A 19,109-nucleotide genomic window follows, 5' to 3' on the forward strand; every position below is an offset into this window, starting at 1 on the left:
ATCAACTTGCAAGTAGAATTGACCCTTAAGCAACAAACTTTAAGAAAATAGCATTTTTAAAAAGATAATCTTTTTGGATTATTTGTGGAGACTCTTCTTTGATAAGTTGATTGGAGCGGAAATCAACACTTCTCATAGAAGTAAGTTAACAACAACTGCTTTATTTATGCAGCTGTTGTACGATATGCGTAAGTTCCGGCAAAATTAATTTTTTCATTCCGAGCTTTACAGCACCTGATGAACCTGGCAATGCGAAAATGGCCGTTTTCCCATGCACACCGGCAACAGCACGGCTCAGCATAGCTCCTGACCCTATGTCTTCTGTATAACTCAACATACGGAAAAGCTCCCCGAACCCGGTGACTTCTTTTTCAAATAATGTCGATAAGGATTCTATCGTTACATCTCTCTGAGCAATTCCTGTTCCCCCATTAAATATGACGACATCAATATTTTCATCTTTAATAGCGGTCTGAGCAGCTTCATGAATCAGGCTCTTGTCATCCTTTACAATTCTATAATCACGAATGTCATGATTTTGTTCAATTAGGAATGAACGGATGAGCTTGCCGCTTTTATCCGTATCTTCATTTCTCGTATCACTTACGGTTACAATCATGCATCTTGCTTTTTCCGGTGCAAGCGCCTTATGTTCTTGTATACTCATAAAATGAACACCTATCCGTTATATTTTTCATTTAGATATCTTTTTTGATAAAACTTATGTGCGATTTCAGTTATTTTTCTTGATTGCTGATAGTTCATAACAGCACCTACAGCCATACCGAAAATCGGCAGTCCTTGAGTCAGCTTCTTTCTGAGAAGCAGGATCGCCATCATCTTTACGATTTGCTGTATAGGATGAGACATCCATGATATATCAGCTATTACCTCTTTGCCTGAATAAAAAATAGGATCTTCTTCTTCACGAAGCTCTTCCATAAGTTCATCCCACTTTTCTTGCTGATAACGTTTCGGCATCGTAGCTGCGTGATACACTTTTAATGAGCGCATCATTTCCGATGGTCTTTGAATATCATAGCCATAGTGCATGGCAATAGACTGAACTGACCGTATACCGAGAGCGACCATAGCTGGAAAATCCGTTCCTAGAAAAAGCAATCCTCCAGTACCGGCGAGTCCTCCTTGAGAAAAAGATAAAATACGGTTGCGTGCAATTTGCTGATCTGCCATATAAGATAATTGATCAATCGAACATTTTTTTAAATCTTCAATTTCAAAAATATCATCTCGAAAGACCCGCGCTTCAGAAAGGAGTCTTTGTTTCATATCCAGCTGAAATTGGGAATTTTGTATAAGAGCATGGATATGAAAAAGAACAGAATCAACATATTCACCGATTGTTTCCTGCATCTCTTCTGATAAAAGATCCATCTGTCTTGTTGCCCATTTTTCATATGTACGTCCAAAATCTGTTGGTTCATATGTGAAAAAATTATCTTCCCAGTTTTTGATTTCCAGCCAAATTTGTTCTTCGCGTTCTGTTAATGGCATGCCGCTCCTCCTTTAACCTTTTTTATAGTTTATAATAACCGCTGGATTAAGTAAAAAATCAGCAGTAATGTATTTTAGCAGCCAGACTTAAAAGGGTTCTTCCATTCCATCAGCAAACCATAATGATGGGACTCTTCATCCTCTAGGTATCCCGGTACTAGTACTAGAGGTGTTCTGCCGCAGCGCAGCAGAAATGATATGACCTGATCATATATTTTTCCATTCACTACTTTTTCAATATATTGCTCTGGCGTCAGTTCATTTGCATACTTATGATAGCCGGGCATTCTTCCCCCGCCTAACAATCGATCAAGATTCAAATGTATGACTCCCTCATACATGGATTGCATAAGAAGTTTGCCGAGATCAAGTTTTCTAAAAGAGGGACGTATGCATATATCAACAATATAAAGAGTATTACCTTTTTTGTTATGTGTTTTAATATAGCCGCTATCAGTAATCTCTTCCCAAGTATGCTTTGGAGATTCAGGATCAAAGCCTACTAGCAGCCCGGTAATGGATCCCGCAAGAACTCCGTCAATCTCCACACATAATGCTCCCTCTGGAAAGAGTGTGATGTGATTATTCAGCTGTTCTTCGTTCCACCATAGGTCTGAAGGAAATGGAGGCGGAAAGCTTTCCTTTTGTATTTGAATTAGTTCATCAAAATCTTCTTTCACATAATTTCGGACAATTGCTTTTACATTCTTTTCTTTCCTATATAAGTATTGTTCCTTTTTGTACATGAATAGATATCTCTCCCTTTTCAGTTTGAGCCAACTCAGTTAAAGGTACTTAAAAGGATTTACGCTATCTTGATCTGTTTTCCTTCTATAAATATAAAAAAGGCTGTTTCCGTAAACATTGTTTCAATTGTAGATGTTGATTTCCGCTCCAGGATGCTCGCTTTCCGCGGGGCGTGCGGTGAGCCTCCTCGCGCTTTGCGCCTTTAGGAGTCTCACCTGTCCCGCTGATCCCGCAAGAGTCTCGCACCTTGCGCTCCAATAAACTATTCAAAGAAGCCTACTCAAAAAATTGTTCAAAAGCAACAATCTTTTAAAAAAATGAGCCTAAAAAAACAACCTTTCTTCATGTATGCAACCATGAAAAAAGATTGTTTATCAACTACATCGCGATACGCATAGTATCTCTAGCGATCATAACTTCTTCGTTTGTAGGAATGACAATTACTTTTACAGGTGAATGAGGATAGCTGATAAATGCCTCTTTTCCGCGAACCTGATTTAAAGCAGGATCCCAATAAACACCCATAAATTCTAATCCGCGCAGCACACGCTCACGTACTGCTGTACTGTTTTCACCGATTCCTGCTGTAAAGATGATAGCATCGATTCCTGCCATTCTCGCTGCGTAAGAACCGATGTATTTGTGGATACGGCTTGCAAATACTTCTAGAGCGAGCTCAGCACGTTCATTTCCTTGCTCTGCTTCACTTTCAATATCACGAAGGTCAGATGAGAAACCAGAAACGCCAAGCATACCACTTTTATTGTTTAGAACATTCAATACTTCTTCAGCACTTTGACCCGTCTTTTGCATGATATAAGGAATTAACGATGGGTCAATGTTTCCAGAGCGTGTTCCCATTGTTACACCAGCTAAAGGTGTGAATCCCATAGATGTATCGATTGATTTCCCGCCTTCAATTGCGGCGATGCTTGCTCCGTTACCAAGGTGGCAAGAAAGAAGGCGAAGCTGCTCCACAGGACGGCCAAGAAGTTCAGCCGCTCTTTCAGAAACATACTTATGGCTTGTACCATGGAAACCATATTTACGGATTCCGTATTGCTCATAGTACTCATATGGCAAGCTGTACAAGAATGATTTTTCCGGCATTGATTGATGGAAAGCTGTATCAAAAACAGCAACCGCTGGTACATTCGGCAATACATTTTTAAATGCCTTAATGCCCACAACGTTAGCAGGGTTATGCAATGGAGCAAGATAAGAAATCTCTTCGATTTCTTTTAAAACTTCATCTGTAATTAATACTGAATCATTAAACTTTTCTCCTCCGTGTACGACACGGTGGCCAATTCCTTCAATTTCATCAAGGGAAGAAATAATATTATGTTTGATCAATTTATCTAAAAGCATAGATACAGCTTCAGAGTGGTCTTGAATATCTTTTACTTCTTTTACTTTTTCACCATTTACTTCGGTTGTGAAAATAGAATCGTTCAAACCGATACGTTCGACAAGTCCTTTAGTTAAAACTTCTTCTTCTGGCATTTGCAGAAGCTGAAACTTTAAGGACGAGCTTCCGGCATTAATTGCAATAATTTTAGCCAAAATAGCCATCTCCTTCATATTCAATGAAAAAGAAGAGCGCTTTGGTGCACACTTCTAACTCATTAATACTATAATCCTTCCTTATTTAAACATTGCCCCTATTTATAATCAAGGCTGTAAAACGCTTACACCTTATATTCATGCAATTCAGATTTGAATGCGTTTGCAACTTAACAAAAAAACAGCATAGGTTATCCCACGCTGTTATTTTTCACGTTCCCATTCAGTTTTAAACCACTCATTTATTTGTTCCATCACATTCGCAAGTCCTGCTTTATTCGAAAAGGAGGGAAGCTGCGCTAGCATTGCTTGTTTAGGTTTTATAGCTCCTTCGCCATTTTTCTGAAGAATAAGGATACTTTTTGCATGGACAGTTGATTTAAAAAGAGATTCAGGCAACTGAAGCAATCCTAAAATTGCTATATTTTCTTTAATCCAATCCTTCAACAAACCTGATTGCTCGCTTTCAAAAAGGTTGTTAGGAACGATAAATATTCCGATTCCAGATTCCTTCAGATGATGTACAGCTTGCTCAATGATAAGATGGTGTGCGTATGTGTGGCCGTCTTTTGCACTGACTTTAAACACTTTAGCACTTTCGTCATCTGGGTAGTATCCAACCGGAAGATCAGCTACGACTACGTCTACTGGATCAGCATAAAGAGGTTTAATCACATCTTGATGAAAGAGTTCTACTTTATGTTTTTGAATATTTGCATTTACCCAAGCTAAACGCAATAGTGTTTCATCTACTTCCACACCAAAAGCTTCACATTGCTTTTCTTTAAGCTGGTTTAATACAGCCGTCAATAAGTTACCTGAACCTGTTACAGGATCCAGCAGTGTAAGATGTTCAGCTTTTTTCATAAACTTTTGAACGAGATAGCCCGTAAATAAAGCTACAGCATCGGGAGTCATCGCGTGATGCGGCTGCACTGCTTCCTTCATGCCTTTTAATACAGCAAGCTGAAATGCCTTTCGCAATTCTTCCTTGTCATATTCCGCAAAATTAACCTTTTTATATTCATCTGTTAATGCACTTATTAGCTCTTTTGGATATTCTTTAGGAATCTCTTGAAAAAACAGATTTTCTCCTGTATCAACGAGAGCATCTAAATAAGGGAGATCAAGCTTCTCCTTAATTACCGTTGCAGTATTATCCATTACTATAAACAATTTTTCTACATCTTTAAAATTACTCATTACCGCGTCCTCCTATGTTTGCACAGGAAACATTTTAACAAATGAAGTGCATGATACACAATCTAAAGGTTTATAAAGACTGTTTTTGTAAACTTTGTTGCTTTTGAAAGTAGTTAATTTCCGTTACAGGACTCGCTTTCCGCAGGGTGTGCGGTGAGCCCATTCGTCGCCTTGCGACATTGAACGGTCTCACCAGTCCCACTCATCCTGCTGGAGTCTCGCCCTTCCACTCCAATTAACTTTTCATTGAAGCACTTTGTGATAGCCTCTCAGTAGCAACAATCTCTAAGAAAGGCTGTTTTCTAAATATTGTTGCTATTGTTTTTCTAGTCTCATCATTTGCAAGTTGATAGGAGCGCAAGGTGCGAGACTCCTACGGGACGAGCGGTCAGGTGGAGACTCCTAATGGCGCAAAGCGGCAGGAGGCTCACCGCACGCCCCGTGAAATGCGAGCAACCTGGAGCAGATATCAACTACTTTCAAGAGCAACGATAAGAAAAAAGCGCTTATAAAAAATCTCCGGTACAGAAGTTGCACCGGAGATGACTGATTTGTTTATTTTGCAGCTTTAGCAGCTTCAATGGCTGCTTCATAATTTGGATGACTCGTTACTTCGTCTACATATTCAACATATGTAATTTTGTCCGAGCTATCGATAACGAATACAGATCGAGCAAGAAGACGAAGCTCTTCAATTGCAACACCATAAGCTTTACCAAACGAAAGATCACGGTGATCAGATAGTGTTTGAACATTTTCAATACCCGCTGCAGCACACCATCTTTTTTGTGCAAATGGCAAATCTACAGAGATCGTTAATACTTTTACATTTCCAAGCTTTGAAGCTTCTTCATTAAAACGGCGAACTTCTGCATCGCATACACCTGTATCAACTGAAGGTACAGCTGCAATTAATCTTACACTGCCTTTTGAATCTGCCAAAGTAACTTCTGACATATCATTTGCAAGAACTTTAAAATCTGGAGCTTGATCCCCTGCTTTTAACTGGTTTCCTAGTAAAGTGACTGGTTTATCTTTAAATGTTACGCTCATGATCTATAACTCCTCCTTTAAATTTATGTACTTCCATATTCATCTTAAAACATCACAGAAGAAAAAGCTAACAAGATGTTAGCTTCCTTTTTAAAACTCATTTGTTTATGTGTTTGCAGACCCTTTTTGCTTATTTTTATTCATCAAATGCTGCAGCTTATCGATAACGCCAGGAGCTAAGTCTAAAATTCTTTCATATAGATGCGTACTATTGTCTAGGTGTATGGTTTTTATACCAGTATTGCTTACGACAAGGAATGCGATTGGAGTGATTGAAACTCCGCCTCCGCTTCCTCCACCAAACGGCATTTCATTTGAACCGTTCGAAGACCCTTGCTGAGAGCCTTGAGACCCTTGAGATGATTGTTGAGATTCCTGCTGGTTTCCAAATTCACTTCCTCCAGCAGCAAATCCAAATCCAACTTTTGAGACAGTAAGGATCACACTGCCGTCAGGAGTTTCAACAGGATCTCCGATAATTGTATTAACATCGATCATTTCTTTAAGATTTTCCATAGCGGTTTTCATTAAACCCTGGATTGGATGTTCACTCATTTTTACACTCCTCCAGTCATATATTCAGAATTTAAGTGAGATGAACGTCTTGATTTTCGCCAAGACTTTAACATTTTTAACATAACGACAATAGCATGCCCGATTTTAAAAGAAACCATACAGGATAGCCTTGTTTCACTGTGCATTCCTTGAAAAACGGGAACTACAGAAATCGATGGCGTTCCTTTTAAACGAAAGAAGGTATTGATCAGCTGCAAGACGATCCCTTTAATTCCCCATACTGTTCCAGCTGCAATTGCTGATGATGAAGCCTCACCGAGACCGATAGCGCTATGCCATTCCAGCTGAGAAACTTTTATCTTTTTTAAGAAGTATGCAAGTATCCGATACAGGTTTTGAACATGTTTTAATGTTTTTTGAAACGATTCATACTGATTTTTTATTTGTTTAAATGAAATTTTCTTTTTATTTTCTTTCTTCTGCCCCATACTCGTTTGCTTTTCTTCTCTTATCTTTACTGAATGGTCTTTTGCATCAATTTGGACAATCGGTATATGCAAAGTGTATCGAATAATCCGATACATACGCAGCGTGATCTGTATATCACTGTTATCGTTACGATGAACAAAATGAAGCACTACATTCAGCGTCGAGAATATCAAAATAGTAAATAAGAATAAAAAAATTCCTAAAATGATTAAAATCCATTCCATAAAAGCTCTTCCCTTCTCTTTTTTCAGTATAGGCAAGCGACATTTAATCTAAACGTAATGCTGTTTTCGTAAATATTGTTGCTCTTGTCAGTGTTGATTTCCGCTCCAGGATGCTCGCTTTCCGCGGGGCGTGCGGTGAGCCTCCTCTGCGCTATGCGCCGTTAGGAGTCTCACCTGTCCCGCTAATCCCGCAGGAGTCTCGCACCTTGCTCTCCAATCAACAAACGAAGAAGCCTGCACCAAAAAAAATGTCAAAGTCAAGAATCTCTTAGAAAATGAACCAAAAGTAATGACAATGTCTGATACAATATAATAGGAATCAATATTTTAAGACCGAACACAATAACTGTGGAAAATCATTTAAAGGAGGAATGGAAGATGCCAGAAAGAAATAAGATTTTCTTTTTCTATAAAAGAGAAGAGTCTATTCTTGAAAAAGCTGAAGGTTTGAAATCTTTAGCTGAAAGAGAAGGATTTGAAGTTGTGGAGAATGAAAAGGAAGCCAACATTATTGCAAGTATTGGCGGTGACGGTTCGTTTTTACAGGCAGTACGCAAAACGGGATTTAGAGAAGATTGTTTATACGTGGGAGTAAGCACACTAGATTCGGAATTTTATTGTGACTTCCATATCGACGATCAAGCAGGCATGATCGAAGCAATGAAAAACGAACAGATCGAAGTTCGTAAGTATCCGGCACTTTCCGTTACGATAGATGGACAAGGATCTTTTTATTGCCTGAATGAATGTTCACTTCGTTCCTCTATTATTAGAACACTTGAAATTGATGTTTTTATTGATGATCTTTATTTTGAAACTTTCCGCGGCGACGGTTTAATCATATCCACCCCTACTGGAAGTACAGCCTATAACAAATCAGTTAACGGTGCAGTGGTTGATCCAATGCTGGCATGCTATCAGATCAGTGAACTGGCTTCTTTAAATAACAAACAGTACCGTACGCTCGGTTCTTCATTTATTTTGAGTGATAACCGAAAAATGTCCTTAAAGATCAAACATGATAACAGCCATTATCCAATTATCGGAATGGATAACGAAGCAATGAGTATTAAACATTGCGAGAGCCTGAGTTTTGAACTTACAGAGAAAAGAATTAAAACGGTAAAATTAAAAGATAATTCATTCTGGCATAAAGTGAAAAGAAGCTTTTTGTAGAGGTCTAAATGAGTTCGTTTAAGTTTAATAACATGAAAAAAGCAGGTTTCCGTCTGGGAACCTGCTTTTTTAATCTGATATATATAGCTTATCCATGTGCAAAATTGAACTTATGAGCCTTTAAATTTTTTTATGAGCCTTCAAAACTTTTTATGATCCTTCAACTTTTTTTATGAGCCTTCAAAATTTTTTATGAGCCTTCAAATGAATTTATAGGCTTTTCGACAATGTTAGCTTGCTATTCTCAGTAAAAAAACTACAGCCTGCATTGGTATGCAGGCTGTTTCTTATTCAGAGCGTACTTTTTTAGCAGATTGGCTGAATGCGATCTCACCATCTACTATTGTGTAAACTACTTCAGCATTCAGTAAATCATCAATAGGCACAGTAAACAAATCACGGTCATAAACCGTAAAATCTGCCGCATAGCCCGCTTTAATAAATCCTCTATAGTTTTCTTGCTGTATAGCTGCAGCACTTCCATAAGTGTATAGGCCGATCGCTTCATGTCTCGTAAGCTTTTGCTCTGGAACATACCCTTCATGGTCTTCACCAGGTTTTCTTCGTGCATTTGCTGCATAAATGCCTAATAGGGGATCAACTGGTTCTATCGGTCCATCTGATCCTCCCGCACAAATAATACCTTCATCCAGTAAGGTTCTAAAAGCATAAGCATAGGGAATCCGATCGGTACCGAGACGCTCAATCAGCCATGGGAAATCGGATGCAACAAATCCTGGCTGAACATCTAAAATAACGGATAGTCCTTTCATCTCTTCAATCAAAAACTCTGATACTAAACCTGCATGAATTAGACGGTCCCTGCCACCATGAGGCGGGCATTTCTTAATCGCTTCAATCGTTTTATGCAGAGCCATATCACCAATGGTATGAACAGCGATATTCATGTTTTCTTTTCGTGCTTTTTGAATCAGGTTTAATAGTTCATCGTCTTCGTGAATATAGACACCAGAGGTTTCGGGAGCATCATTATAAGGATGAGAAAGCCATGCTGTCCGTCCTCCAAAAGCTCCATCCCCGAAAATTTTCATGGCACCATATTCTACAAACGGCAGCTGATAATTTAGTTTAACCTTCTTAAAATCATCAAGTGCCTCATGATGAACGAGTAAATGGGCTTTAAATTTTATATGATTTTCTTCAAAAACCTTTTTATAAGCTTTTAAAGGCCTTTCAACATTTCCGTAATAACTAAGGTCCTCTGTATGGCCGCCGGTTAACCCTAACGAGAGCAAGTATTCAACGGATGTTTTCAAAGCTTTGTTCAAATATTCCTGCGAAACTTCCGGAACTGCTTTTTTAACTAGGTCAGCTGCACTGTCATGCAATAAACCAGTAGGTTCCCCGTCAGCATCTCTTTTAATAATGCCTCCCGCAGGATCGGGTGTTTCACTCGTAATACCAGCTAACTCAAGAGCTTTTGAATTTGCTAAAAATGCATGACGGCATACTCTTGATAATAAAACCGGACGTCCATCAGCAATAGCATCTAATTCGAACTTGTGAAAAATTTTCCGGTCAATAAAATTGTTCTCGTTCCATCCTTCGCCAAGCAGCCACTCATCTTTACCCAAAGTTTGTGCTTTTTCTTTAAGGGCTTTCTCCATTTCTTCTGCAGAAGTCATTTCTGAGAGATCTAATCTTATAAGCTTTTCACCATGGCCGATGAGATGGAGATGACTGTCCACAAATCCGGGAAACATCACATTGCCTTCTAAATCAACAGTATGAGTATTTTCGCTGCCATACAATTCAAGAAGCTCATTCTTTGTTCCCGTTTTTACAATCTTCCCTTCCTCTACATATACTGCCTCACATTGATCACCTTCACTGACCATCGTATATATTGTTCCGTTGTGAAACAAAGTCCCCACTATACTACCACCTTTGTACATTTGCTTTTTTTGTATTATAACGGTTTTCAGAATAAAAAGCAGACAAAAGCCTGCTTTTTTCAACCTTATCTCATTTTCGATGCTTCTAACTGACGAAGCTCGATGCGTCGGATCTTTCCTGAAGTCGTTTTCGGAAGATCAGTCACATACTCAATCAAGCGGGGATATTTATAAGGTGCTGTCAGTTGTTTAACATGTTCCTGTAATTCTGGTGTTAAAGCTTCTTTGCTTGCTGATTCATCTCTCAATACTACAAATGCTTTTACAATATGTCCTCTAATTTCATCGGGACTTGCCACAACTGCACATTCTTTAACTGCTGGGTGCTTTACAAGGGCATCTTCCACTTCAAATGGACCGATCGTATAGCCTGATGAAATAATGATGTCATCTCCTCTTCCTTCAAACCAGAAATACCCGTCATCATCTTTCTTCGCTTTATCCCCTGTAACGTAATAATCTCCTCTGAATGCCATTAACGTTCGATCTTGATCTTTATAATACTCTTTAAAAAGTGCTGGACAATTTTTGTGTACCGCAATATCACCGACTTCACCAGCCTTTACTGGAACGCCATTCTCATCAATAATCTCAACATCATTTCCTGGCGTTGGTTTCCCCATAGACCCAGGTTTTATTACCATTCCTTCCATAGTCCCAACCAGCAAAGTATTTTCCGTTTGGCCATATCCGTCACGGACTTTAATATGGAAATACTTTTCAAAAGTATCGATTACTTCTCTATTTAGAGGTTCGCCTGCGGAAACAGCACTTCTTAAATGCGGTAAACGATACTGATCGAGATTGTCCACTTTTGCCATTAATCGATATTCTGTCGGGGTGCAGCATAAAACAGAAATCTGTTCATTCTCTAGCAGGGCTAAATATTTTTGAGGATCAAATTTCCCTTGATAAACGAATCCGGCAGCTCCTGTACCTAAAGTGGAAAGAAACGGACTCCAAATCCATTTTTGCCAGCCAGGTCCTGCCGTAGCCCAGACTTTATCATTTTCGGAAATATTTAACCAGCTTTTAGCAGCAGTACGAATATGTGCATATGCCCATCCGTGTGTATGGACAACACCTTTAGGCTGTCCAGTTGTTCCGGATGTGTAGGATAGAAAAGCCATATCATCTTTTGAAGTTTCAGGTGCCTTATAGGAAACACTTACATTTTCTGTTATTGCATTTAAACTTAACCAATTTTCTGTATCACCGTTAGCGCTAATTTTGTATGTAAGAGTCGGAAGCGAGTCTTGTATTTCGTTTACCTGTTCTGTGTACTGATGGTCTGCAATAATTGCTTTTGCTTCACTATGCTGAACACGGTAGCTCAAGTCTTTAGCTCTAAGCATCTCGGAACAAGGAATAACTGTAATGCCTGCTTTTAAACACGCGATATAAACAGCGTACGTTTCAATTAACCGCGGCATGATAATAAGAACTCGATCGCCTTTAGCTAAACCCAATTCTTCAAGTGAATTAGCGATTTGGTTTGATCGTTCTATTAATTTTTTATAGGTTATGGTTTGTCTTTCATTGCTTTCGTTCATCCAAATTAAAGCGGATTTTTCAGGGTTCTCTGCGTATTTTTCAATTTCTTCTGTTAAATTGTAGATACTTGGAGCTGTCAAATTCATTTCAACATCCACCCTTTCGTATGAATCATAGTTGACTACAATTTACATTATAATATATTTTAGAAAATTTTTAAAATTTAGTCAGCAGATAAGAACAAATTAAAAAGGAGCGGGGACAACCCGCTCCGTTAGCCATTTATTATTTATTTTTTGTATCCACCTAGAGCTTGAGCAACTAGACGCTTAGTGATTTCTCCACCTACAGATCCGTTAGCGCGAGAAGTTGAATCTGGTCCAAGGTTTACACCGAATTCAGAAGCGATTTCATATTTCATTTGGTCAACAGCTTGTTGTGCACCTGGCACTACTAATTGGTTGTTTTGGTTTGCCATTTTGTTTCACCTCCTTCGTACTAATAATGTGTGACGAAATGGCCGTTTCAATTCTTGGAAATTGTTGTGAGTATTGCCATTTCACAAGGTTTTGTCTCTTTCTTACAGTTCAGTTAGAAACGTAAGTCAATAATAAAAGCCTGCACAAAAATGTGCAGGCTTAAGGTTAAAACAGATCTTCAAAAGTATTTTCTGTTGTCTTGCCTTCTTCGAGAATTATGGTTTCAACATTTTGAACCGCTTCATCTATCAGTTCTTCCAAATTCTCAATATTTTTTTCAAACCATATCGCCTTGTCACGCTTCGGCTTTGTTTTTGGAGCAGATGGTAAAAAGATTGTACAACAGTCTTCATATGGTCGAATTGAGATATCATAAGTTCCGATTTTATGGGAGATATTCATAATTTCCTGCTTGTCCATTGTGATAACCGGGCGCAGAATCGGCATGTTTGTTACTTCGTTTATAGCATACATGCTGTGCATCGTCTGGCTGGCCACTTGTCCCAGATTTTCTCCGTTTGCAATTGCCATTGCATGGTTATTTTCAGCAAGCTTTTCCGTTATTCTCAGCATCACACGTCTCATGATGGTCATGCTATAGCTTGCAGGAATCTTATCTTTAATCGTTTGCTGAATCGTTGTAAACGGAACGATATGAAGCTTGATCTTTCCTCCGCTATAACGTGTCAATTCCTGTGTTAAATCAACAACTTTTTGTTTAGCGCGTTCACTTGTAAACGGAGGACTGTGAAAATGAACCCCTTCTATTCGGACACCGCGTTTCATTGTTAGATATCCTGCAACAGGACTGTCAATCCCTCCTGAAAGCATAAGCATTGCTTTTCCGCCAACGCCTATCGGCAGTCCACCAGCACCTTCATAAGTTTGGCAGCTGATATAAGTTCCTGAATCTTTAACTTCTACTTTCACATTTACATCAGGATTATGAACATCTACTGTAAGACCATCTGTATGCTCTAAAAGATAGCCGCCAACTTCGCGGTTAAGCTGCATGGAGTTTACAGGAAAAGATTTTAATGCACGCTTACCTGTCACTTTAAAAGTCCCTTTTTGAATCATCGCTTCTTTAAGTGCAAGTAAAGCTGCTTTTTGGATTTCTGCTAAATCATTTTCCGCTCTAAGTGCAAGGCTGATCGAGTGAATACCAAAGATGTCCTGAAGTGCTTTTACAACAGGCTCATGTGGCTCGCCATTCAATTCAACAACGATTCGGTCAAATAATTTAGCCATTTTAAGCTTGTCATATTGACGAAGCTTTCTTTTTACAGTGACAAATAATTGAGATTCGAAATGTCTTCTGTTTTTCCCTTTTAGAGATAATTCTCCATAACGTACTACTAAATGATCATAAAGCATTTATATTACCTCATTACCTTTTTAAAATTTATAATTTCTTCTTCTAATACGGTTAACGTGTTTTTTGCCTCTTCCGCTGTGTTGTCATAAGATGTGCTAATACGAATCGCAGTAGAGGCGCGAGGTTCACCAAGACCCATTTCCAACAGTATCCTGCTCGCTCCTCCTTGTTTAGAAGAACATGCAGACCTTGTCGAAACAAATATATCTCTTTTATCAAGAGAGTGAATCAGCACCTCTGGTTTAATGCCTTCCACAGAAAAATTAACAATATGAGGAGCTGAATGTTTCTCTGGTGTATTGAGCTCTACACCCTCTATTTTTTTCAATCCTTCTGTAAATACTTGCTTTACTGCCAGCATCTTTTCTTTTTTTATGCGCATCTCATCCAGTGTTAACCGTAATGCCTTTGCCATGGAAGCAATTCCTGCCACATTCTCTGTTCCTGCACGTTTTCGATATTCCTGTTCACCGCCTGTAAAGAGGGCAGAAAGAGTTACACCGTTTTTTATATAAAGCAAACCGGTTCCTTTCAAGCCGTGTATCTTATGAGCAGATATGGTACAAAGGTCTATTCCCCATTCTTTTAGCTGCAGGGGTACTTTCCCGATTCCTTGAACATTGTCGACATGAAAAAAGATTTTTTTGTGATCTTTTAGAATTTCACCGATTTCTTTTATGGGCTGAATCGTTCCTGTCTCATTATTTACATGCAGCATTGAAACGAGAACAGTTTCTGGACGTATGGCCTGCTTTAAATCTTCTAATGAAATCATACCTGCCTTATTCACTGGCAAATATGTAACTTCAAAGCCCTGTGTCTCTAAGTATTGAAAGGACTCAAAAGATGAAGCATGTTCTACAACTGTAGTAATTAAATGTTTTCCGCGATTTTGATGCTGGTATGCAATTCCTTTTATAGCTATATTGTTACCCTCGGTTCCACCTGAAGTAAAAACTATTTCAGAGGACGAGACCGCTAACAAATCAGCAATTGACTTCCTAGCGGCTGTAAGCAGATTCTCCGCTTCTCCACCTTTAGAATGGAGTGAAGATGGATTAGCAAAATATTTTTCAGAAACCGTAGTAAATGTATCAAGCACTTCCTTATATGGCTTTGTTGTAGCACTATTATCAAGATAAATCATTGTTGAATCCTCCAATTAAAACATACCGTCCACAAATGCACATTACAATATCATATCATAATTCAAATACCATGGCATCTATGCAATTCCTACTAAATAGTCTTTGCAAGAAGGTGAAATTCACTCTTTTACAACAGTAAAAAAACTGCAGGAAATAGATCCTGACAGTTCTTATACATGTGATTTCATATTGATTTCCATTTCTTTTAGTATTCCTGGCTGCACACTTTCAATGGCGGAAGCCGCAATCTGAAGTGCGTCATCATACTGATAATTCCGGAACGCAATTTCAGCTTCAATCAATCTGATGGAAACTGATTGATAGGAACTTCTAAATCTGTTTCCATATTGAATAAGCTTTTCTGCCAGGAAAGCATTCTCAATCATTTGGGATGTTTCTTCATAGCCTTCGTTTACAGCATCATGGGCTTTATTGAGTACATAGGATACATCAGACATTTCTAAAGGCTTTTCATCAAGCTTTTTTGAAACTTCTATAATGTATTCCTCTGCTTTTCCAATCGTAATTAAATAATGTTCTGGAAGACCAGGAAGATTGCTTTTTTGAACCATTCGTCTTGCTTCCAGAAGCTTTCTTCTTAATTCTTTAAGACTCTGCTTTGTCTCTAATTCGTCTTTTCTTAGATTATGCAGCATCTCTTCATACACCTTTTGAGAACGCTGCAGTTCTTCCATTTGTTTCTGCATTTCTTCCATCATTTCACGAATAACAGAAAATGACTCTTTTTTCTCATCGATTGATTCTTGAATAATAATGAATCGGCTTTGAAGCTTGTAGAAAAGCTTTTCAATTTTCTTTTGCATGTCAGCTTCATTCTGTTCAATTAAATAAGTGGAAGAAACAACTTCTGTTTCCACTTTAAGATTTTCAATGCGTTCCTGGAGGTTTTGTATGTTAAATGTAAAGATCTCTCTCTCTTTAATAACAAACTGTTTGGAATGCACTTCATTTTCTAGCATTTCATAAAGCTGGTCCATTTTATGAATAAGCTCATCCATATCTTTTTGAGCAGATTCTAGTTCCAATTCAAATACTTTATTTAAGGCTACATCATTTAATTCTTTTAAAGAGGAAATCTCTTTTTCAATTCCAATGTGATGCAGTACATAACCTTGCTGTTCCATTTCTCCAAAGCCTGCACTAAGCTCTTTTAAAGATACTGGTATATCAGACTGCAAAATGACAAGAAGCTCAGGAACACCTTGCATCTTGGTTTTGCACTCAGATATGCGGTTTAAACTTTCAACAAGTTTTTGTCTCGCTTCAAGATGACTGCCTTGAATCGTAAGTGCTTCAAATGTTTCAAACAGCGATTTAATTTCATCTAATTCTTTATCAAAAAGCGTTGCAGTTTGTCCAAGTGCGCGAATATGTGTTAAATAATACTTTTTTGTCTCCTGCAGCTTTTCTTTCGCTTCTACGATCTCTTCCCTATTAAGTTCTTCACTCGTCACCAATTCATTGATTTCAGAAGTTATTTCTTTCATTCTGGCATCCATGCCGTCTAGAGCTTTATTTACACTAGTTAATATGGTGCGGGCTTTTTTAAATCGGTATTTGTCAGTATACTCTTCTGCGTCAAAAAGGTCTTCTTCTAGATTTGGAAGGTGTGTCGTAACCATCTCATCCCATTCCTGACGCCACATTTCAAATTTTTCTTCCGTTTCCCCGATCATCGCCATTCCCTTAACCTTTGAAATTTCTTCTGTTAAAGGACGGTTCATAATTTGCATCTTCCATGCTTCCAAGCGGTCAATTTCTTTATATATTCTTCGGCGCGACATGGTACCGTAAAGGATTAATGCTAGGAATGTAACTATGGCAATGACTATGTATATCATTGGAGGCACCCCTTCTACTGTTCTATTTCTTTAAGTCCTTGTATTATGTATTAAGAATATCATTTTCTATTTAATAGGTTTATCTGCGTGTAAAATTGCAGTTTAATGCTTTTATGATAACATGTAAACACACATTTGACGCAAAAAAATTGCATAATTTGATAAATTTTTTCCAAATTAATGAAGATTTTGTCGAAAGGAGGAGGAAAAAGGATGTATTATGATGGACACGTCCATACTCCATTTTGTCCCCATGGGTCTAATGACACATTTGAAAAGTATATTGATAGAGCTATATCACTTGGAATAAAAGGCATTTCGTTTACTGAACATGCCCCATTGCCTAAAAATTTTGCAGATCCTGCTCCTGCTAAAGACAGTGCAATGCTGTATTCAGATCTAAATAATTATTTTCAAAAACTGCAAGAAGTAAAAAATACTTACAAAAAATTCATCACTATTAAAACAGGTCTTGAAATTGATTTTATTGAAGGATATGAACAGGAGACAGAACAATTGCTTCGGGAAGTCTCGCCGGAACTGGACGATGCCATTCTTTCTGTTCACTTTTTGCAGATCGAAGGAAAACATTTTTGCATGGATTATGATGAGAATGTTTTTGAAGAGATGGTCAGGAAATCGGGAAGTATAGCTTCTGTTTATAAAAATTATTTTTCTGCGGTTGAAAAATCTGTTAAACACTCTTTTAAAAGCTTTCAGCCGCTTAGGATCGGTCATCTAACTCTAGCTAAAAAGTTTCAGAAGCTGTTTCCAGCAGATTTCAGTATCGAAGAAGACATCCATAACATTTTAATTGAAATCTCTGAACGTGGAATGTCATTAGACTACAACGGCGCTGGTGTTGTTAAACCTTTTTGCGGGGAGCCTTATCCTCCAGGCTGGATTATAAAAGAAGCGCACAAAAGAAAAATCCCTCTCGTATACGGGTCAGACGCCCATAGCGCTAAGGGACTTGGTCAAGGGTTTGAACAGCTCGAACCATATGCAAAATTAACTTCCCCACTTCTCTTGGATAGAGCCAAATAATGGCGCTTGAACAGCAGACAGCAGGGGATTTTTTCTTTCGGTTTGGCACACGCACTTATCAAACCAATTAACCATCCACTTTTTGTACGGTTTAATGAAAGTCTCCGTTTCCGCTGAAATCTGATAGACTTCAGCTAAATACAAAGGATGCAAAAAAGGCAGCATCATCATATCTTTAAATTGAATCGTCAAAAAATCTATTGGCTGTTTCCGGAACTCCTTTTTCTTCATACCTTTCTCAAACATCGTTTGCAAAAAATATTTTTCTTTTACAAGATAAGTTGACATTAGTTCACGAACAAGAGTTGAATCGAGCGTCATTTCCCGATAAACGAATCGAGCAAGCGGCAGATTCTTTTGCTGGTAAATCAATAGCGTCTCAACAAGTTCAATAAAACTGCCTTTAACCGATGAAGAACTTGAAGTATGATACACGATTTCGATTCTTCTGATATACCCTTCAAAAAATGAAGTGATTAGTTCTTCAAGCAGCCCCTTTTTACCGCCAAAGTGGTATGAGATCAGTGCGAGGTTCACACCTGCTTTTTTTGCGATTTGTCTTACAGTCGTACCTTTAAACCCTTGGCTTGTAAAAAGATAAATGGCCGCTTCAGCAATTTTAAGCTTCGTTTCTGCTGTATCTTTCTTCATTTTTTTCACCGTCCTTCCTTAATGTATAAAATTCTTGGGCGGAAGACATAAACCTTTAATAATCGCTCGACAAATAAGGGCTTAAGGGTGTATAGTTCAACATAATTTGATAGGATAGAATAAACAATTTATCAGGTTTGGAGGAATCTTGATGTTTTCCGTTCAACAATATAGTACTGACAGAAATAAAGCCTATGATCTATTATGCAAACAGCTTTCAGCACTTCTTGAAGGTGAAACAAATGCAACAGCAAATTTAGCTAATGCATCTGCTTTGTTAAATCAATTCTTGGATAGAGTGAATTGGGTTGGTTTTTACACATTTGAAGAAGAATCAAACCAGCTTGTTTTAGGACCGTTTCAAGGACTCCCTGCTTGTGTAAGAATCCCTCTAGGAAAAGGTGTTTGTGGTACATCTGCTCAGAATCAGGAAACTCTCGTCGTTAAAGATGTACACGAATTCCCTGGGCACATCGCATGCGATGCAGCGTCTCAATCAGAAATCGTCGTTCCTCTTGTAAAAAACGGGAAGCTTTTAGGCGTTCTAGATATCGATAGCCCTGAAAAAGAAAGATTCGATGAAGTGGATCGGGAGAATTTAGAAAAGTTTACTAATATATTGCTTCAATACATTTAATCAAATCA

At 38.2% G+C, this 19,109-nt stretch carries 19 protein-coding genes; 3 read left to right on the forward strand and 16 right to left on the reverse strand.

The genetic code is table 11. The features are described from left to right. Window positions 1-160 precede the first annotated feature (160 nt). The 9 genes from ACFQ4X_RS11305 to ACFQ4X_RS11345 form a co-directional block, all read right to left on the reverse strand. Window positions 161-667 carry a MogA/MoaB family molybdenum cofactor biosynthesis protein gene (locus ACFQ4X_RS11305; protein WP_379835190.1) on the reverse strand — a complete coding sequence of 169 codons (507 nt, stop codon included), beginning with the start codon at window positions 665-667 and terminating at the stop codon, window positions 161-163. A gap of 11 nt (window positions 668-678) precedes the next feature. Further along, window positions 679-1,515: an EcsC family protein gene (locus ACFQ4X_RS11310; RefSeq protein ID WP_379835192.1), complete on the reverse strand. Its 837-nt coding sequence runs from the start codon at window positions 1,513-1,515 to the stop codon at window positions 679-681. A 74-nt stretch (window positions 1,516-1,589) separates the two neighbouring features. Continuing rightward, window positions 1,590-2,261, reverse strand: a complete 672-nt coding sequence (locus ACFQ4X_RS11315) for a GNAT family N-acetyltransferase (protein ID WP_379835194.1) — start codon at window positions 2,259-2,261, stop codon at window positions 1,590-1,592. A gap of 379 nt (window positions 2,262-2,640) precedes the next feature. Further along, the gene (locus tag ACFQ4X_RS11320) at window positions 2,641-3,828 is read right to left on the reverse strand and encodes an acetate kinase (RefSeq protein ID WP_379835196.1); all 1,188 of its coding nucleotides are present in this window, start codon (window positions 3,826-3,828) and stop codon (window positions 2,641-2,643) included. 204 nt (window positions 3,829-4,032) lie between these two features. Beyond that, window positions 4,033-5,031 carry a class I SAM-dependent methyltransferase gene (locus ACFQ4X_RS11325; protein WP_379835198.1) on the reverse strand — a complete coding sequence of 333 codons (999 nt, stop codon included), beginning with the start codon at window positions 5,029-5,031 and terminating at the stop codon, window positions 4,033-4,035. A gap of 235 nt (window positions 5,032-5,266) precedes the next feature. Continuing rightward, window positions 5,267-5,392 carry a hypothetical protein gene (locus tag ACFQ4X_RS11330; protein ID WP_379835200.1) on the reverse strand — a complete coding sequence of 42 codons (126 nt, stop codon included), beginning with the start codon at window positions 5,390-5,392 and terminating at the stop codon, window positions 5,267-5,269. A 194-nt stretch (window positions 5,393-5,586) separates the two neighbouring features. Continuing rightward, window positions 5,587-6,087, reverse strand: coding sequence for a thiol peroxidase (tpx, locus tag ACFQ4X_RS11335; RefSeq protein WP_130294456.1), 501 nt, complete (start codon window positions 6,085-6,087; stop codon window positions 5,587-5,589). A gap of 102 nt (window positions 6,088-6,189) precedes the next feature. Further along, window positions 6,190-6,639: a GerW family sporulation protein gene (gene ytfJ, locus ACFQ4X_RS11340; protein ID WP_379835202.1), complete on the reverse strand. Its 450-nt coding sequence runs from the start codon at window positions 6,637-6,639 to the stop codon at window positions 6,190-6,192. A 2-nt stretch (window positions 6,640-6,641) separates the two neighbouring features. After that, window positions 6,642-7,313 (reverse strand): DUF2953 domain-containing protein, encoded by a 672-nt coding sequence (locus ACFQ4X_RS11345; RefSeq protein ID WP_379835204.1) that lies wholly within the window; start codon window positions 7,311-7,313, stop codon window positions 6,642-6,644. Between the two features lie 378 nt (window positions 7,314-7,691). On the opposite strand from ACFQ4X_RS11345, the gene ACFQ4X_RS11350 reads away from it, so the two are divergent. Beyond that, window positions 7,692-8,489: an NAD kinase gene (locus ACFQ4X_RS11350; protein WP_379835206.1), complete on the forward strand. Its 798-nt coding sequence runs from the start codon at window positions 7,692-7,694 to the stop codon at window positions 8,487-8,489. A 287-nt stretch (window positions 8,490-8,776) separates the two neighbouring features. Here ACFQ4X_RS11350 and ACFQ4X_RS11355 read toward each other — a convergent pair whose 3' ends face one another. The 6 genes from ACFQ4X_RS11355 to ezrA form a co-directional block, all read right to left on the reverse strand. Then, window positions 8,777-10,384: an amidohydrolase gene (locus ACFQ4X_RS11355; protein WP_379835208.1), complete on the reverse strand. Its 1,608-nt coding sequence runs from the start codon at window positions 10,382-10,384 to the stop codon at window positions 8,777-8,779. A gap of 86 nt (window positions 10,385-10,470) precedes the next feature. Beyond that, window positions 10,471-12,045 carry an acyl-CoA synthetase MbcS gene (gene mbcS, locus ACFQ4X_RS11360; RefSeq protein WP_379835210.1) on the reverse strand — a complete coding sequence of 525 codons (1,575 nt, stop codon included), beginning with the start codon at window positions 12,043-12,045 and terminating at the stop codon, window positions 10,471-10,473. 143 nt (window positions 12,046-12,188) lie between these two features. Beyond that, window positions 12,189-12,377 carry an alpha/beta-type small acid-soluble spore protein gene (locus ACFQ4X_RS11365; protein ID WP_310762004.1) on the reverse strand — a complete coding sequence of 63 codons (189 nt, stop codon included), beginning with the start codon at window positions 12,375-12,377 and terminating at the stop codon, window positions 12,189-12,191. A gap of 166 nt (window positions 12,378-12,543) precedes the next feature. Then, on the reverse strand, window positions 12,544-13,755 hold the full coding sequence (thiI, locus tag ACFQ4X_RS11370) for a tRNA uracil 4-sulfurtransferase ThiI (RefSeq protein WP_379835212.1): 1,212 nt from the start codon (window positions 13,753-13,755) through the stop codon (window positions 12,544-12,546). Between the two features lie 5 nt (window positions 13,756-13,760). Further along, window positions 13,761-14,903 carry a cysteine desulfurase family protein gene (locus ACFQ4X_RS11375; protein ID WP_379835214.1) on the reverse strand — a complete coding sequence of 381 codons (1,143 nt, stop codon included), beginning with the start codon at window positions 14,901-14,903 and terminating at the stop codon, window positions 13,761-13,763. Between the two features lie 171 nt (window positions 14,904-15,074). After that, window positions 15,075-16,766: a septation ring formation regulator EzrA gene (gene ezrA, locus ACFQ4X_RS11380; RefSeq protein WP_379835215.1), complete on the reverse strand. Its 1,692-nt coding sequence runs from the start codon at window positions 16,764-16,766 to the stop codon at window positions 15,075-15,077. A gap of 213 nt (window positions 16,767-16,979) precedes the next feature. Between ezrA and hisJ the strand changes: the two genes are divergently transcribed. Then, complete coding sequence (hisJ, locus tag ACFQ4X_RS11385) at window positions 16,980-17,813, forward strand: histidinol-phosphatase HisJ (RefSeq protein ID WP_379835217.1); 834 nt, start codon at window positions 16,980-16,982, stop codon at window positions 17,811-17,813. Here the strand turns inward: hisJ and refZ are convergent. Next, on the reverse strand, window positions 17,778-18,464 hold the full coding sequence (refZ, locus tag ACFQ4X_RS11390; RefSeq protein ID WP_379835219.1) for a forespore capture DNA-binding protein RefZ: 687 nt from the start codon (window positions 18,462-18,464) through the stop codon (window positions 17,778-17,780). The genes hisJ and refZ overlap by 36 nt on opposite strands. A gap of 151 nt (window positions 18,465-18,615) precedes the next feature. Between refZ and ACFQ4X_RS11395 the strand changes: the two genes are divergently transcribed. Continuing rightward, window positions 18,616-19,101: a GAF domain-containing protein gene (locus ACFQ4X_RS11395; protein WP_379835221.1), complete on the forward strand. Its 486-nt coding sequence runs from the start codon at window positions 18,616-18,618 to the stop codon at window positions 19,099-19,101. Window positions 19,102-19,109 lie beyond the last annotated feature (8 nt).

It is taken from the genome of Fictibacillus halophilus (assembly GCF_042680145.1).
Lineage (GTDB): Bacteria > Bacillota > Bacilli > Bacillales > Fictibacillaceae > Fictibacillus > Fictibacillus halophilus_A.

Bases quoted from the DNA above. Each gene is read 5' to 3' on its own strand.
- hisJ (WP_379835217.1), top strand. From the start codon at position 16,980: ATGTATTATGATGGACACGTCCATACTCCATTTTGTCCCCATGGGTCT.
- ACFQ4X_RS11375 (WP_379835214.1), bottom strand. From the start codon at position 14,903: ATGATTTATCTTGATAATAGTGCTACAACAAAGCCATATAAGGAAGTG.
- ACFQ4X_RS11310 (WP_379835192.1), bottom strand. From the start codon at position 1,515: ATGCCATTAACAGAACGCGAAGAACAAATTTGGCTGGAAATCAAAAAC.
- ACFQ4X_RS11350 (WP_379835206.1), top strand. From the start codon at position 7,692: ATGCCAGAAAGAAATAAGATTTTCTTTTTCTATAAAAGAGAAGAGTCT.
- ACFQ4X_RS11395 (WP_379835221.1), top strand. From the start codon at position 18,616: ATGTTTTCCGTTCAACAATATAGTACTGACAGAAATAAAGCCTATGAT.
- ACFQ4X_RS11305 (WP_379835190.1), bottom strand. From the start codon at position 667: ATGAGTATACAAGAACATAAGGCGCTTGCACCGGAAAAAGCAAGATGC.
- ACFQ4X_RS11325 (WP_379835198.1), bottom strand. From the start codon at position 5,031: ATGAGTAATTTTAAAGATGTAGAAAAATTGTTTATAGTAATGGATAAT.
- ezrA (WP_379835215.1), bottom strand. From the start codon at position 16,766: ATGATATACATAGTCATTGCCATAGTTACATTCCTAGCATTAATCCTT.
- ACFQ4X_RS11365 (WP_310762004.1), bottom strand. From the start codon at position 12,377: ATGGCAAACCAAAACAACCAATTAGTAGTGCCAGGTGCACAACAAGCT.
- mbcS (WP_379835210.1), bottom strand. From the start codon at position 12,045: ATGAATTTGACAGCTCCAAGTATCTACAATTTAACAGAAGAAATTGAA.
- ytfJ (WP_379835202.1), bottom strand. From the start codon at position 6,639: ATGAGTGAACATCCAATCCAGGGTTTAATGAAAACCGCTATGGAAAAT.
- ACFQ4X_RS11315 (WP_379835194.1), bottom strand. From the start codon at position 2,261: ATGTACAAAAAGGAACAATACTTATATAGGAAAGAAAAGAATGTAAAA.
- thiI (WP_379835212.1), bottom strand. From the start codon at position 13,755: ATGCTTTATGATCATTTAGTAGTACGTTATGGAGAATTATCTCTAAAA.
- refZ (WP_379835219.1), bottom strand. From the start codon at position 18,464: ATGAAGAAAGATACAGCAGAAACGAAGCTTAAAATTGCTGAAGCGGCC.
- ACFQ4X_RS11345 (WP_379835204.1), bottom strand. From the start codon at position 7,313: ATGGAATGGATTTTAATCATTTTAGGAATTTTTTTATTCTTATTTACT.